Annotated in this window: 13 protein-coding genes; 5 read left to right on the top strand and 8 right to left on the bottom strand. The window is 57.3% G+C overall.

The window, feature by feature from the left end; translation table 11 throughout:
• The first annotated feature begins 12 nt into the window (after positions 1-12).
• Positions 13-723, top strand: a complete 711-nt coding sequence (locus KI236_RS04900) for a beta/alpha barrel domain-containing protein (protein WP_212819804.1) — start codon at positions 13-15, stop codon at positions 721-723.
• Between the two features lie 290 nt (positions 724-1,013).
• On the opposite strand, the gene KI236_RS04895 is transcribed toward KI236_RS04900, so the two are convergent.
• From KI236_RS04895 to KI236_RS04860, 8 genes are all read right to left on the bottom strand, one after another.
• The gene (locus tag KI236_RS04895) at positions 1,014-2,369 is read right to left on the bottom strand and encodes an 8-oxoguanine deaminase (RefSeq protein WP_212819802.1); all 1,356 of its coding nucleotides are present in this window, start codon (positions 2,367-2,369) and stop codon (positions 1,014-1,016) included.
• A gap of 69 nt (positions 2,370-2,438) precedes the next feature.
• The gene (locus KI236_RS04890) at positions 2,439-3,434 is read right to left on the bottom strand and encodes an ABC transporter permease (protein ID WP_212819800.1); all 996 of its coding nucleotides are present in this window, start codon (positions 3,432-3,434) and stop codon (positions 2,439-2,441) included.
• Positions 3,435-3,437: 3 nt separating this feature from the next.
• A complete protein-coding gene (locus KI236_RS04885) occupies positions 3,438-4,529 on the bottom strand; it encodes an ABC transporter permease (protein WP_212819797.1) in 1,092 nt (363 codons plus the stop codon).
• Complete coding sequence (locus tag KI236_RS04880) at positions 4,522-6,033, bottom strand: ABC transporter ATP-binding protein (RefSeq protein ID WP_408059043.1); 1,512 nt, start codon at positions 6,031-6,033, stop codon at positions 4,522-4,524. The genes KI236_RS04885 and KI236_RS04880 overlap by 8 nt, the downstream gene beginning before the upstream one ends.
• Before the next feature lie 448 nt (positions 6,034-6,481).
• Positions 6,482-7,735 carry a BMP family ABC transporter substrate-binding protein gene (locus tag KI236_RS04875; RefSeq protein ID WP_212819792.1) on the bottom strand — a complete coding sequence of 418 codons (1,254 nt, stop codon included), beginning with the start codon at positions 7,733-7,735 and terminating at the stop codon, positions 6,482-6,484.
• A 304-nt stretch (positions 7,736-8,039) separates the two neighbouring features.
• Positions 8,040-8,975 carry a carbamate kinase gene (arcC, locus tag KI236_RS04870; RefSeq protein WP_212819790.1) on the bottom strand — a complete coding sequence of 312 codons (936 nt, stop codon included), beginning with the start codon at positions 8,973-8,975 and terminating at the stop codon, positions 8,040-8,042.
• A gap of 135 nt (positions 8,976-9,110) precedes the next feature.
• Positions 9,111-10,304, bottom strand: coding sequence for a knotted carbamoyltransferase YgeW (gene ygeW, locus KI236_RS04865; RefSeq protein ID WP_212819788.1), 1,194 nt, complete (start codon positions 10,302-10,304; stop codon positions 9,111-9,113).
• Positions 10,305-10,407: 103 nt separating this feature from the next.
• The gene (locus tag KI236_RS04860; protein WP_212819786.1) at positions 10,408-11,805 is read right to left on the bottom strand and encodes a YgeY family selenium metabolism-linked hydrolase; all 1,398 of its coding nucleotides are present in this window, start codon (positions 11,803-11,805) and stop codon (positions 10,408-10,410) included.
• A gap of 282 nt (positions 11,806-12,087) precedes the next feature.
• Between KI236_RS04860 and KI236_RS04855 the strand changes: the two genes are divergently transcribed.
• From KI236_RS04855 to KI236_RS04840, 4 genes are all read left to right on the top strand, one after another.
• On the top strand, positions 12,088-12,723 hold the full coding sequence (locus KI236_RS04855; RefSeq protein ID WP_212819784.1) for a helix-turn-helix transcriptional regulator: 636 nt from the start codon (positions 12,088-12,090) through the stop codon (positions 12,721-12,723).
• Positions 12,724-12,744: 21 nt separating this feature from the next.
• Complete coding sequence (locus KI236_RS04850; RefSeq protein ID WP_212819782.1) at positions 12,745-14,226, top strand: pyridoxal-5-phosphate-dependent protein subunit beta; 1,482 nt, start codon at positions 12,745-12,747, stop codon at positions 14,224-14,226.
• A 75-nt stretch (positions 14,227-14,301) separates the two neighbouring features.
• Positions 14,302-14,784 carry a transposase gene (locus tag KI236_RS04845; protein ID WP_212819780.1) on the top strand — a complete coding sequence of 161 codons (483 nt, stop codon included), beginning with the start codon at positions 14,302-14,304 and terminating at the stop codon, positions 14,782-14,784.
• Positions 14,785-14,801: 17 nt separating this feature from the next.
• A complete protein-coding gene (locus KI236_RS04840) occupies positions 14,802-16,043 on the top strand; it encodes a threonine synthase (RefSeq protein WP_212819778.1) in 1,242 nt (413 codons plus the stop codon).
• The last annotated feature ends 92 nt before the right edge of the window (positions 16,044-16,135 follow it).

Below are 16,135 nucleotides of genomic sequence, written 5' to 3'. Positions count from 1 at the left end.
AAAGGTGAGACAGTGAAGCAGAAATTTGTACCCACCTACGAGGGGGAGCTGCGCAAGCACGCATTGCAGATACCCCGGTGCATCAGCGAGTGCAGCGGCATCCGGGTGTTCGGGCGGCGTATCAAATCCCTGGTTTTTTCCACGGATGTGGCGATTATCAAGAATATAAACGCCGATGCCGTTATCGCTGTTTATAATTTTACACCCCAGCCCAGCATAACGCAAGCCATAATCAGCGTGTCGGATGTGCCGGTATTTGCCGGAGTGGGCGGCGGCTACACCAACGGGCAGCGGTCGGTGAACATGGCCGCGGCTGCGGAGCAGCTGGGCGCCTTCGGCGTGGTGTGCAACGCCATGATCACCAACGATGCCATCCGCGACATCAAGAGCATGGTGGAAATACCGGTGGTGTTCACGGTGGTGTCAGAGCATGTGGACCTGGACAAGCGCCTGGCGGCCGGGGTGGACATTGTGAATGTGTCCGGCGCGGCCAGGACACCGGAAATAGTGGCGGAGATTCGGGCGAAATACCCGGAGCTGCCCATCATTGCCACCGGTGGGCCTACGGACGAAACGATTCTGTCGGCTATCCGGGCCGGGGCCAACGCCATTACATACACGCCCCCCAGCAGCAAGGATCTGTTTGCTAAGGATATGCAGGAGTACCGGGACTGGTATGAGGCCCACCGCAGAGAGGTGGACGAGATGCTCAATGAGGAATAAAAAACAAGAGTAAAAAATCGGAGAGGACTTTCCTCTCCGATTTATACTGTCGAAAAAACCCTCTGGGTTTTTCCGACAAAAGGCCCACAGTCTGCTGCGCGCATAATTTGCCCGTCTGTGACGGACAAATTCCACACTGGCAGCCTGAGAGGTATTTTCTCTCACGCACATGTCGCGAGAGAAAATGATTTTATTCCTTTGCCGCTTGCGGGCGGCAAACTCTGCGAGGCTTTTTTGACGCGCTGAATCGGAGCGGATTTTGCTCTCCGATTCAGCGCGTCGTTTTTAGGTTACATGGCCAGGTAGGCATCGCACTTCCGGTTGGCCTGGAAGGCGATCTCCTCCTCGTCGATGGTGGTGAGACGGCCATGCTCCACGGTGACCTTGCCGTTTACCACGGTATAGTCCACGGGACCGCGGACGCCTACGGTGCCCAGGACGGACTTGGGATCGTAGCAGGAGCCTACCAGCTCCAAACGGCGGCTGTCGATCATAAACAGGTCGGCGCACTTACCTACAGCGATCTGACCGATGTCGTCCCGGCCCAGCAGACGGGCGCTGCCGCGGGTGGCCATCTTCAAAATATCGTAGCCGGTGGGGGCTTCGCGGCTGGAATTCAGCCGGTGCAGCAGGAAAGCCACACGCAGCTCCTCCATGAGGCTGGAGCCATCGTTGGAGGCACTGCCGTCTACGGCCAGGCCCACGGGCACGCCCAGCTTCAGCATCTCGGGGATGCGGGCGATGCCGGAGGAGAGCTTCATGTTGCTGATGGGGCAGTGGGCAACGCCGGTACCGGTCTTGGCCAGGACGTGCAGCTCCTCGTCATTGAAGTGGATGCCGTGGGCATACCACACATCCTTGCCGATCCAGCCCAGGCGCTCCATATATTCCAGAGGACGGACACCCTCGCGCTGGAGCATGAAGTTTTCCTCATCCTTGGTCTCACACAGGTGGGTGTGCAGGCGCACGCCGTACTGCCGGGCCAGAATGGCACTTTCGCGCAGCAGGTCGGCAGAGACGGAGAAGGGGGAGCAGGGGGCCAGGGCTACCCGGTGCATGGCACCATAGGAGGGATCGTGATACTGCTCGATGACCCGGGCGGAGTCCTTCATGATCTCCTCCACGGTTTGCACCACGCTGTCAGGGGGCAGGCCGCCGTCCTTCACACTCAGGTCCATGCTGCCACGGCTGCAGTACATACGGATGCCCAGTTCATCGGCGGCGGCAAACTGGGTGCCCAGCAGGTCACCGGCGTGGGCGGGGAATACATAATGATGGTCAAAGCAGGTAGTGCAGCCGTGCTTCATCAGCTCGCCCATGCCTGTGAGGGAGGAGAGACGAATCACATCGCTGTCCAGATTTTTCCAAATTTCGTAGAGAGTTTTGAGCCAGTCGAACAGCTCCATGTTTTGCACCTTGGCAAGATTACGGGAAAAGACCTGGTAGAGATGATGGTGGGTGTTTACCAGGCCGGGATAGCAGAGCATATGGGAGCCATCGATGGTGCGGTCGGCGGTGGCGTCCAGGTTCGGGCCGAGCTTCTCAATGAAGCCGTCCTTGCACAGGATGTCCACTTGGGTCAGGACCCGGTCGCTGTCGTCACAGGTGACGAGCTGGGAAATATTCTTGATCAGCAGGGTAGACATAGTTTATCCTCCTTTAATTCATAAGAAAAAAGAGCAGGCCCTATACGGGCCTACTCTTTTTATACGGTGTCAGCGTTCCTCGCGGAAGTAGGAGAGACCGAGGGACGCAGGGGGCTGATCCTCCCGCTTCTTACGCAGGGAAACCACGATCAGCACCACCAGGGTGATGGCGTAGGGCAGCATCTTGTACAGCTCCTTAATGGCCATCTGACCGCCGGGGGTGGGCAGATAGATGTTCAGGATGTACAGGCCGCCGAAGAGGATGGAGGCCAGGATGCTGACATTGGGACGCCAGATGGTGAAGATGACTAGCGCAATAGCCAGCCAGCCGCGGTCACCGAAGGCGTTATTGGACCAGACGCCGTTGGCGTAGTCCATAACATAGTACAGGCCGCCCAGTCCTGCGATCATGGAGCCGATGCAGGTGGCCAGGTACTTATACTTGGTGACATTGATGCCGGCGGCGTCGGCAGTGGAAGCGCTCTCACCCACGGCGCGCAGGTGCAGGCCGGGACGGGTGTGGTTAAGGAAGTAGGAGGTGCCCAAAGCCACGATGATGGCCAGATACGCCAGGAAACCGTAGGACAGGAACAGCTCGCCGAACCAGCCGGTGGTGGTGGCGCCGGGGAGTGTGGTCTTAAAGCAGATACTGGTATTGGTCAGGGCAATGGAGGGAACATTGCTGCCCGTGAGCTTGATGAGGGAGCCGCCGAAGAAGTTGCCGACGCCCACGCCGAAGGTGGTCATGGCCAGACCGGTAACATTTTGGTTGGCCCGGAGGGTGACCGTCAGGAAGCAGTACAGCAGGCCCATCAGCAGGGAGCCCAGCAGAGAGCTGAGGATGGGGATGAGGACGGCCAGGAAGGGATTCAGTGCGCCGGAGGCGGACTGCTCATAGAAGAATGCGCCGATAACGCCGCTGATGCCGCCCACATACATGATGCCGGGAATACCCAGGTTCAGGTTGCCGGACTTCTCGGTAAGGATTTCGCCGGTGCTGCCGAAAAGCAGCGGGATGCCCTGCATAACAGCACGGGGGAAGAAAGAAATAAAGTTAAAAGTCATCCGTTACGCCTCCTTCTTGCTGCTCTTACGCAGAGTGACCTTATAGGTGATAAAGAACTCGGTAGCAATGATGAAGAAGAGGATGAAACCGGTCAGAATATCAGCAAAGGAATGGTTCAGGCCCAGGGAGCTGGATACCTCGCTGGCGCCGCGATCCATGGTCACCAAAAGCAGAGAGGCAGCGATCATGATAAAGGGATTAAACTTGGACATCCAGGAGACCATGACGGCGGTGAAGCCGCGGCTGTCCACGATGGTGGTGGTGAGGGTATGGTCGATACCAGAGGTCATCAGGAAGCCCATCAAAGCGCACAGGGAACCGGAGAGAACCATAGTGCGGATGATGACCCGGTCTACCTTGATGCCGGCATAGCTGGCGGTGCGCTGGCTCTCGCCCACCACGGCGATCTCATAGCCGTGCTTGCTGTAGCTCAGATAGATGTACATAAGGCCGGTCATCAGGGCCACAACAAGGATGGGCAGCAGGAAATCATTGCCAATGGAGGGCAGCCAACCGGCCCGGGTATCCTGGTTGATAATACCGATCTTACCGGCACCCTTGGGAACCTCCCAAATAATGATGAAGTAGGAGGTGAGCTGCATGGCGATGTAGTTCATCATCAGGGTGAACAGGGTCTCATTGGTGTTCCACTTGGCCTTGAAGAAGGCGGGCAGGAAGCCCCAAATGGCACCGGCCACCAGAGAAGCGATGAGAGAAATCACGATCAGCAGAGGCGTGGAAACCTTGTCACCCAGCAGGATCATGCAGCTGGTGGTGGCCAGGCAGCCGATCATCGTCTGACCCTCGGCGCCGATGTTCCAAAAGCGCATCTTGAAGGCGGGGGTCACGGCCAGGGAGATACCCAGCAGAACGGCCACATTACGGAAGGTCACGCCGATACGGCGGGAGGTGCCGAATGCGCCGGAGAGAATGGTGGCATACACGCTGAGGGGATTTTTGCCGGTGAGGATCGTGGTGATCAGGCCACAGAAAACCAGCGCCAGCAGCAGAATACCGCCGCGGATCAGAAGCGCCTTGGACAGAGGCAATGTATCACGCTTAGAAATCTGAAATAGGGATTGCTTCTTATGCATTTTCCTTGCCTCTTTCCACGCGGGTCATCAAGGCGCCCACTTCGCGCTTGTCGGTCTTGCGGGCGTCTACTACGCCGGAGACCTGGCCGCCGCAAAGGACCACGATCCGGTCGCACAGCTCCAGCAGAACATCCAGGTCCTCGCCTACATACACAACGGCGACACCCTTCATCTTCTGCTCGGTGAGCAGGTTGTAAATGGTATAAGAGGTATTGATGTCCAGGCCGCGGACGGCATAAGCGGTCATCAGCACAGAGGGCTGCTGGGCGATCTCGCGGCCCACCAGGACCTTCTGCACATTACCGCCGGACATACGGCGAACGGGGAAGCTGGTGCTGGGAGTGACCACCTCCAGCTCCTGCCAGATGCGCTGGGCCAGTGCCTCGGGGTCCTTACGGTTCAGGAACACGCCCTTGCCCTTGCGCCAGGAGCGCAGCATCATGTTGCCGGTCATGCCCATGGAGCCCACCAGGCCCATGCCCAGACGGTCCTCGGGGACGAAGCTCATGGCGATGCCGCTCTTGCGAATGTCCATGGGGTCCAGGCCCACCAGGTCTTTTTCCTCGCCGGTCTCGGGGTTATGGAAAAGGACGGAGCCGGACTTGATGGGATACAGGCCTGCGATGGACTCCAGTAGCTCGCGCTGACCGGAGCCGGCGATGCCCGCGATGCCCAGCACCTCGCCGGCATTGACGGTGAAGGTGACATTGTCCAGGCGCTTGACGCCCAGCTCATCGTACACGGTGAGGTCCTTTACCTCCAGGCGGGGGGTAACATTCACCGGGTCGGGACGGTTGATATTCAGGGTGACGCTGTGACCCACCATCATATCGGTAAGGGACTGCTGGTTGGCATCCTTGGTCATCACATCGCCGATGTACTCGCCCTTGCGCAGCACAGCCACTCGGTCGGACACATCCAGCACCTCGTGGAGCTTGTGGGTGATGATGATAAGGGACTTGCCGTCTTTTTTCATGTTGCGCATGACGGCGAAGAGCTTATCGGTCTCCTGGGGGGTCAGCACGGCGGTGGGCTCATCCAAAATGAGGATGTCGGCACCGCGGAACAGGACCTTCACGATCTCCACGGTTTGCTTCTGGGAAACAGACATATCGTAGATCTTCATGTCGGGGTCGATGTCGAAGCCGTACTTCTGGCAGATGTCCTTGACCTTTTGGCGGGCACTGTTCAGGTCCAGCTTGCCCTCCAAGCCCAGGATGATATTCTCCGTGGCGGTGAAAATGTCGACCAGCTTGAAGTGCTGGTGGATCATACCGATGCCAAGGTCGAAAGCGTCCTTGGGAGAGGCGATGGTGACGGGCTGGTCGTGGACATAGATCTGTCCCTCATCGGGGAAGTAGATGCCGGAGAGCATATTCATCAGCGTGGTCTTGCCGCTGCCGTTTTCGCCCAGCAGAGACAGGATCTCACCCTCGTACAGATCAAGGTTCACATCTTTGTTTGCGATGACCTTGCTGCCGAAGCGCTTGGTGATGTTCTCCATTCTAATTGCGCATTTTTTTTCCAAGGCTGTCATCCTTTCTTTCGGCGCAGTTGGCTGCAACACCTCGTAAAACGCCGGGGTTAGATTCAATACACCTTATTTTAACATACATGTGAATGATTGTAAATCGCAATTTACAAAAAAATTGTTAGGTATATACAAAAAATGTTAGGTTATACAAGAATGAGAAACGGTCTTTGTGCGATTTGCCGATGGGGTAAAAATAGTGAGGTGAATCGCCGCGGGAGAGATAAAAAAATTACCCCTGGGGGGGTGGGGTCAATGTGCGGCGACCCCTCAGCCAGCTTGGCGGCTCCACTTACGCAGGGGAGCCAGGGGTTACGGATTGCCACGGGCGCAGAGGGCCCTCGCAATGACAATATAAGGAAGGGACAGAAAAAAGATGGACTGCCGGAGCAGTCCATCTTTTGCGTTGTGCTGCAAGAAATTACATCTTGGTGTTCAGCAGGGTGATACCATCGATCTGCAGATCGAAGTAAGGAGCGGAACGAGCGCTGGACTCAGCGAAGTAACCTTCCTTGATGGCCTCGGTGTCGCCGGTGTAGTTAGCATCGGTGTCAACATCGGCCATGTAGGAGATGATGTGGCCATCGCCGTCAACCTTCAGAGTGTCGACCTTGAAGGAGTTCATCTTGTCGTCGGCACGGGTGGTGAAGGTGGAAGTATCGAAGACATGCAGCTCGCCCTTCTCCAGCTTGGCCTTAGCGGCCTCGATAGCCTCGGCAGTGCCCTTAGCGGCAACAGCGTCATTGATCTCTTCCAGAACCACAGAGCCGGTGGCCAGGGTGCCGGTCCAGTCGGTGTCGATGGTCTTGCCTTCCATGACAGCCTTGATGGCATACTCATAGTAAGGAGCCCAGTCGATACGGGAGGAGATGATGTAGGTGTTGGGGCCGGCGTCCTTGGTGGAGCCGTTGTAGGAAACATTGGGGACCTTGGCGTTCTCGCAAGCGGTGGGAGCGCCGAAGGAGTCAGCGTGCTGGCTGATGAGCTTGCAGCCATTGGCGATCAGCTGCTGAGCGCCTTCCTTCTCCAGAGCCTCATCGTACCAGCTGCCGGTGAAGGTAACTTCCATGGTGACGGAGGGGCAGACGGACTTGGCACCCAGATAGAAAGAGGTGTAGCCGGAGATAACTTCCGCATAGGTGAAGGCACCGACATAGCCGATCTTAGCCTCGTCCTTGGTGAACTGGCCGGCATCGATCATCTCATTGAGCTTCATACCGGCGGCAATACCGGCCAGGTAACGGCCCTCGTAGATGGAGGCGAAGGCATTGTGATAGTTAGGCAGGCCATCGGTGTGGGCACGGGTGCCGGCGGAGTGGCAGAACTGGACATCGGGATACTTCTTGGCGGCGTCGATCATGAAGGGCTCATGGCCGAAGCTGTCGGCGAAGATGATGTTGCAGCCATTCTCAGCCAGGTCGCAAGCGGTGTCGAAGCACTCCTGGCCCTCGGGAATGTTGGTCTTGAGGATGTAGTCAGCATCGGTCAGACCCAGATTCTTGATGGCCGCCTTAGCAGCGTTGATGAAGTTGAGGTCGTAGGTGGAGTTTTCGTCGTGCAGGGTGATGAAGCCGACCTTGACCTTGGCCTTGTCAGAGTCGTTGTCCTTCTTGCCGCAGGCGAACAGGCTCAGAGCCATAACCAGGGCCAGAAGCAGTGCAAGGAACTTTTTCATTCAGATTTTCCTCCTTAAAATATGTGGCAGCCGAAAAGGATGATAATTTTTCCGGCTGTCTGAATAACGGGCGCAGGCCCGACATTCACATACATCAAGGTTATTATAGCGTACAGGCTCAAAAATTTCAACCAAAAATTTCATTTTTACCAAAAAAATTTTTTTGTACCCTGCATTTTCTTGTGACAAATGATGAATTTGTGAAAAGTGCTATAAAACCGTTTGAAAAATTTGTAAAGGATGAAGATTGACAAAGGGGCGCGGGAGAATTTCCTCTCCCGCGCCTGGGCTAAATTTGTGAAAATTACTGATGGATACGGGTGCCGGTCTTACCGGCGATACCGTCCTTGGCCTTTTCAAGCAAGGTGATAAGGGCGGTGCGGCCGGGCTTGGACTCGGCGAACTTCACCGCGGCCTGGACCTTGGGCAGCATGGAGCCCTTGGCGAACTGGTTCTCGTCCATATAGATCTTGGCCTGGGCGGGGGTCAGATCATCCAGACCCTTTTGGTCGGGCTTATTGAAGTTGATGGCCACCTTCTCCACGGCGGTGAGGATCACAAGAACATCGGCGTCCAGCAGCTCCGCCAGCAGCTCGCTGCCGAAGTCCTTGTCGATGACGGCGGGGGTGCCGCACAGCTTGCCGTTCTTGCGAACCACGGGAATGCCGCCGCCGCCTACGGCGATGACCACATGGCCGGCATTAAAGAGGGCCTTAATGGACTCGGCCTCCACGATGTCAAAGGGCTTGGGGGAGGGGACCACTTGGCGGTAGCCACGGCCGGCATCCTCCACCATGGTATAGCCCTTTTCGGCGGCGATACGGTCGGCAGTGGCCTTATCATAGAAGGCGCCCACGGGCTTGGTGGGGTTTTGGAAGGCGGGGTCATCCTCGGAGACCACGGTCTGGGTGACGATGGTGGCCACGGGCTTGGTCATGCCCCGGGAGGACAGCTCGTTGCCGATGGCCTGCTGCAGATGATAGCCGATGTAGCCCTCGGACATGGCGCCACACTCGGGGAAGGGCATATCGGCCTTGATGGCACCGGCCTCGGCGGCGGTGGAAAGACCCAGGTTGATCATGCCCACCTGGGGGCCGTTGCCGTGGGCGATGACGACCTCGTTGCCCTCAGCGATGAGGTCCACGATGGCCTTGGCGGTGGTGCTCACCAGAGCCAGCTGCTCGGCGGCGGTGTTGCCCAGGGCATTGCCGCCCAAGGCGATAACGATACGCTTGCTCATATAAACATACCTCTTTCTTGCGGGCGGACAGAGTCGTCCGCCCCTACAGGATGCGGGCGATTTGGCTGCCCGGACAGTAAGGGCGATAGCGGGAGCCTTTGGCAGCACTCCCGCTATCGAATGGTTTCAGGTCAATTAGTGCAGCTTACGATGATTGTCGGCGGCGTCCAGCTCCATCAGGGTCTTGACGGGGTCCTTCACCTGGGACATGAAGATCATAGCGGCAATGATATAGGGCTTATAGGAGGCCTGCTTATACAGAGGCACGATATAGCGGTCGAACACGGAGTTGTCCACCTCGCCCTCCTTGCAGCTCAGGCCGGTGATGTCGGCGGGCAGGCAGTGCATATACAGAGCCTTGCCGTCCTTGGTGAGCTTCATCATTTCCTCGGTGCAGGCCCAATCCTTATGCTCGGCATTCTGAGCCAGGAGCTTCTTCTCCAGAGCATCGATGCCAGCCTGATCACCGGCGGAGTACAGCTTGGTGCGCTCCTCCATGGCGGCGAAGGGAGCCCAGGACTTGGGATACACGATGTCGGCATCCTTGAAGGCCTCGGCCATGCTGTTGGTCTTGTGGAACTTGGAGCCGTACTTCTCGCAATTCTTCCGGGCCACTTCCTCCACCTCGGGCATCACATCGTAGCCATCGGGGTGAGCCAGGGTAACATCCATGCCGAAGCGGGTGAACAGGCCGATGACGCCCTGGGGCACGGACAGGGGCTTGCCGTAGGAGGGAGAGTAAGCCCAGGTCATGGCGACCTTCTTACCCTTCAGGTTCTCCACGCCGCCGAAGTAGTGGATAACATGGAGCATATCGGCCATGCACTGGGTGGGGTGGTCCACATCGCACTGCAGGTTCACCAGAGTGGGGCGCTGCTCCAGAATGCCGTCCCGATAGCCCTCCTCCAGAGCATCCATGAAGGTCTTCTGATAGGTGTGACCCTGACCGATATACATATCATCGCGGATACCGATGACATCGGCCATGAAGGAGACCATGTTGGCGGTTTCCCGGACGGTCTCGCCGTGGGCGATCTGAGACTTTTTCTCGTCCAGGACCTGCTCCTCCAGGCCCAGCAGGTTGCAGGCGGAGGCGAAGGAGAAGCGGGTGCGGGTGGAATTGTCGCGGAACAGGGAAATGCCCAGGCCGGAGTCGAAGATGCGGGTGCTCTTGTTGCGCTCACGCAGGTCACGCAGGGCATCGGCCACGGTGAAGATAGCGTCGATCTCGTCATCGGTCTTGTCCCAAGTCCAATAGAAATCGCTCTTATACATATTGTTAATGCGCAGGGTTTCCAGATGACGGGCCAATTCAACAGTCTTGCTCATATTGATTATCTCCTTAATTGTCAGAATAAAACGGATGTCTAAAGGGCCTTCGCCGTGCGGGCGGCACACCGCCCGCACCGGGAAGAACAGGGGTCAGAGAAAATTACTTGATGTCGTTGCCGGTGAGCTCCTGACGGAAGGAGGTGGCGGAGCCATCCTTATTCTCGGGCTTATACAGGCCGGGAACGGCGGCATACAGAGCGGCGCAGGTCACCAGATCCTGCTTGAAGGTCACCTCGTTGGGGGCGTGGGCCTGAGACTCGGCACCGGGGCCGAAGCCTACGCAGGGAATGCCATAACGGCCTTGGATGGAAACGCCGTTGGTGGAGAAGGTCCACTTATCGGTCAGGGGACGGCCGCGGCGCTTGGAGGCGGCCAGCTCGGTGGGCATCAGGCGCTCGGTGCCCCACAGGGCATGGTGGGCGTCGATAAGGGCCTGGACATGGGGAGCGGACTCCTTATTGATCCAGGTGGGGAAGAAGCACTCGGTCTCATAGACATGGCCGGTCCAGGCGGGACGGTCATACATATACATGGAGACCTTCACATCCTTGGCATACTTCTTGCAGGCGGGCAGGTCCTCGATCTCCTTCAGGCAGGACTGGTAGGTCTCGCCTGCGGTCATGCGGCGGTCGACGGAGATAGAGCAGCTATCGGCCACGGCGCAGCGGGAGGGAGAGGTGTAGAAGATCTGGCTGGTGGTGCAGGTGCCGCGGCCCAGGAAACGGGCATCCTCGTAATGGTCGGGATTGAACTTGGGGTCCAGCATCTTCACCAGGCCGTTGATCTCGGTGGAGCCGTCGGCGGGGTTCTCGTTGAGGTCGCGGATGTTCAGAATGACCTCGGCCATCTTATGAATGGCATTGTCGCCGCGCTCGGGAGCGGAGCCGTGGCAGGAAACGCCGTGCATATCCACGCGGATCTCCATACGGCCCCGGTGGCCGCGATAGATGCCGCCGTCGGTGGGCTCGGTGGAAATGACGAACTCCACCTTGCTGCGGGCATCCTCGGGACCGCCGAAATACTCATTTACAATGGACTGCCAGCACATACCGTCACAGTCCTCTTCCTGAACGGAGCCCACCACCATCAGCTTGTAGCCCTCGGGGATCAGGTTCAGGTCCTTCATGATCTTGACGCCATAGGTGGCGGAAGCCATGCCACCCTCCTGGTCACTGCTGCCGCGGCCATAGATGATGTCCTCGGTCTCGTAGCCCTTGTAGGGATCAGCTTCCCAGTTTTCGATGTTGCCGATGCCCACGGTGTCGATGTGGGAGTCGATGACGATGATCTTGTCGCCGGAGCCCATCCAGCCGATGACATTGCCCAGCTTATCGAACTCGACCTTGTCGTAGCCCAGGGACTTCATTTCCTCGGCGATGCGCTTGACAACGCCCTCCTCCTCGCAGGACTCAGAGGGAATGGCAATCATGTCGCGCAGGAACTTGACCATTGCAGGCTTATAGCCTTCCGCGGCTTTCTTGATGGCTTCAAAATCCATAGTGAACCTCCATATTTTCAAAAATATTAAACAGCTTGAGGCAGACGAATCGAGTGTTGTCGATTCTGCACACAAACCTATCATATCACAACTTGCGCCGATGTCAAACAAAAATTTATGAAACCAAATTATTTTTTTGGAAAGGGATTGATTTTTACAAAAAATATGCTATTATGATACCATCGGTTAATAGGGGCGGGCGTGTTTGCCCTTGTTAATGGATGGTATAGAAAATTATAGGATGCGGGGCAGTCCGGCTGTGCCGCAGGGAAAGGTGGGGCTATGGAGACAAAACGATTGGAATCGCTGAAGCAAATAGCCGATGGCATTGCGGCCCAGTTTGGGAGCAACTGCGAGGTGGTCATTCACGAGGTCAGCAGCAGCCGGATGGATCACTCCATCGTCTATATCGTAAACGGCCATGTGTCCGGGCGGAAGATCGGCGATGGTGCCTCCCAGGTGGCTCTGGAGCAGATGCTCGACCACAGCGCGCAGCCCAAGGATCACCTGAGCTATCTGACCAAGACGCCGGATGGGAAGATACTGAAATCTTCCTCTATCTATATCCGCAACAGCCGCGGCTTGGTGGTGGCCATTTTGGCTATCAACTACGATGTGTCCAGACTGCTGATGATCCAGCAGACCATCGGAGATATGCTGGAGACCGACGACCGGGTCCAAACGGAGCCGGAGCGCATTATCAATGTCAATAATGTGCTGGACGAGCTTATTGATCAGTCTGTGGCCCTGGTGGGCAAGCCCGTGGCTCTGATGAATAAGGACGACAAGATCCGGGCTATCCAGTTCCTCAACGAGAACGGAGCCTTCCTGGTGACTAAGTCCGGCGACAAAGTGGCAAAATACTTCGGTATTTCCAAATATACGCTTTATTCTTATATCGACGCTAACAAGAAGTAAAATTACAGGAGGAAAATAAATATGGGTAAAATCGATCTGTCCATCAACAAGACCGGCCTGGAGCATAACATCCAAAAGGCCAAGGAAAACAACATCATCATTCCCACCATCGCTCAGATGCAGAATCCTGACCTGATCCCCGAGAAGATCAAGGCCAAGCTCTCCAAGACCGGGCTGTGGGATGTGGATCCCGTGAACCTGTTCCGCATTTCCTGGCATAATGAGGCCAAGGAGAAGGGCGGCCTGTTCCAGGCTGTGCCCAACTATGTGGAGATCCCCAGCCAGCTTTCCGGCGTGCCCTGCCGCATCATTGCCATGTCCGGTAAGTGGTTCCCCACCGGCTGCCACAAGGTGGGCGCCTCCTTCGGCTGCCTGGCTCCCCGCCTGGTCACCGGTCAGTTCGACGCTACCTATCATCACGCTGTTTGGCCCTCCACCGGCAACTACTGCCGCGGCGGCGCCTTCAACTCCAAGCTCCTGGCCTGCGAGTCTGTGGCTATCCTGCCCCAGGATATGTCCAAGGAGCGCTTTGACTGGCTCAAGAGCATTGCCGGACAGATCATCGCTACCCCCGGCTGCGAGTCCAATGTGAAGGAGATCTTCGACAAGACCTGGGAGCTGAAGAAGGATCCTACCATGATGATCTTCAACCAGTTTGCCGAGATGGGCAATCCCCTGTGGCACTATAATGTCACCGGCTATGCCCTGGCTGACCTGTTTGAGGCTGTGAAGAAGCCCGGCCAGAACTTCGCCGGCGCCTGCTTCACCTCCGGCTCCGCCGGCACCATGAGCGCCGGTGACCTGCTGAAGGAGCGCTATCCCCACCTGAAGCTGGCTGTGGGTGAGGCCCTGCAGTGCCCCACCATCCTCGATAACGGCTTCGGCGGCCACCGCATTGAGGGTATCGGCGACAAGCACATCCCCTGGATCCACAATGTGAAGAACACCGACATGGCCATTGCCATCGATGATGAGGACTCCCAGCGCCTGCTGCGCCTGTTCAACACCGAGGAGGGCAAGGCCTATATGAAGAGCGAGCTGGGCATGGACGACGAGCAGGTGGAGAAGATGAGCTGGCTGGGTATCTCCGGCATCGCCAATGTGCTGTGCTGCATCAAGATGGCCAAGTACTATGAGCTCACCGAGAACGATGTGGTCGCCACCGTCCTCACCGACTCCGCTGCCATGTACGCCAGCCGGGTGGAGGAGCTGAATCAGATGCATGGCGCATACAATGCCCATGAGGCCGCCATGGACCACGCTCTGCATATGCTGGGTCTGAAGACCGACAGCATGATGGAGATGGGCTATGCCGAGCGCAAGCGCGTCCACAACCTGAAGTATTACACCTGGGTGGAGCAGCAGGGCATGACCGTGGAGGACCTGAACGCCCAGTGGTATGACACTAAGAACACCTGGGATGCCGTTCACGCCCAGGCCAAGGAGCTGGACGAGCTGATCTGCGAGTTCAACGAGGCAACGGGTCTGCTGAAGAATCTGTAAGAAAAACCCCAAATTCGCCGCAGGGGCGGGACAGCCGTCCCGCCCCTGGGATTTTATTGTCGGGAGATGGGGGAAATGGAGCATACGGCAAAAAGAAAAAGATGCCGACTGCCCATGCATGATTATAGCGAAAACGGCGCGTACTTTGTTACGATTTGTACCGATAAAAAGCGGAAATGTCTCTCTGATGTGAGTAGGGGCGGGGTTCTACCCCGCCCGTTCGGGAAGGTCGTGGAGAACGAATTGCTTGCGCTGTCGGAACGCTATGAAGTGGTTATCGACAAATATATCATTATGCCAAACCACATACATATCCTGCTGACTGTACAGCGGGCGGGGCAGAGCCCCGCCCCTACGCATAATTTGAGTGGCGTGATCGGGGCATTCAAATCCAGAACAACGAAGGCAATCAATCAGATGATGAACACACCAGGCCGGAAGCTCTGGCAACGCTCCTATTTCGACCATGTTATTCGCAACGAGGCGGATTATCTCCGCATCTGGCAATACACTGGCGACAATCCCGCTCACTGGGCGGAGGATGAATACTACATTTAATTGAGGGAGAACACAACATGAAAAATGTAAAATACGGCAAGTGCGTCCGCTGCGGGAAAACCTATGAGGCTACGCCCGACCTGACCAACTGCTCCTGCGGCGGGATTTTGGACATTATTTACGACTACGACTACATTAAGTCCGTGCTTACCAAGGAGAAGCTGGCCAACCGGGAAAATCGGTCTATGTGGCGCTACCGGGAGCTGCTGCCTGTGGAGGAGACCACCCCTGACACCCCCCTGCGGGTGGGCTGGAGCCCCCTGTATGAGGAGCCCAAGCTGGCCGAGATGCTGGGCATTAAGAAGCTGTGGGTAAAGGATGACGGGCAGAATCCCACCGCCTCCCTGAAGGATCGGGCCAGCGCTATGGCCGTGGCCAAGGCCTATGAGGCCGGCGCCAAGACCATCGCCTGCTCCTCCACCGGCAACGCCGCCTCCTCCCTGGCGGGGAACGCCGCCGCTGCGGGCTTTAAGACCTATATTTTTGTGCCCGAGCGGGCTCCCAAGGGCAAGGTGGCTCAGCTGATGATCTTCGGCGCCAATGTGATCTCTGTGAAGGGCAACTATGAGGAGACCTTCAAGATGTCCGCTGAGGCTATTGAGAAGTACGGCTGGTACAACCGCAATGCCGCCATCAACCCCTACCTTTCCGAGGGTAAAAAGACCGTGGCCCTGGAGATCGCCGAGCAGCTGAACTGGGAGATGCCCGACTATCTGGCCATTTCCGTGGGAGACGGCTGCACCATCGCGGGGGTGTGGAAGGGCTTCAAAGACCTGTACGCCATCGGCTTTATCGACAAGCTGCCCCGACTCATCTCTGCCCAGTCCTACGGCTGCTATCCCATCAACCGGGCCATCCAGGAGAATAAGCCCTGGGAGCCCATGGAGGAGAACACCATTGCCGACTCCATCTCCGTGGGTGTGCCCCGGAACGCCGACAAGGCTCTGGCTGCCATTCGGGAGTCCAATGGTATCGCCGTGTGCGTCACCGATGAGGAGATTTTGGCCGCACAGCGTCTGCTGGGCCGCACCTGCGGCGTATTCGGTGAGCCGGCAGGTGTCACCGGCGCGGCGGCCCTGAAGAAGGCCTGCCAGGAGGGCCTCATTGAGAAGGACGCCACCGTGGTGTCTGTGGTCACCGGAAACGGATTGAAGGATGTGGCCAACGCCATCAAGTCCGCCGGGGAGCCGCTGCATATCGAGCCGGATCTGGAGCTCATGGTCAAGGGCTTCGCCGAGCGGGGCGTGACGGTGGAGTAATTCCCGTTCTACACATAAAAACGGGCCTGTCACCCGACAGGTCCGTTTTTTGTGACTGCCGAAAAATCCTGTGGATTTTTCCCGTCTCCGGG

Source organism: Vescimonas fastidiosa, assembly GCF_018326305.1.
Lineage (GTDB): Bacteria > Bacillota > Clostridia > Oscillospirales > Oscillospiraceae > Vescimonas > Vescimonas fastidiosa.
This window is presented reverse-complemented; position numbering and strand designations above follow the sequence as displayed.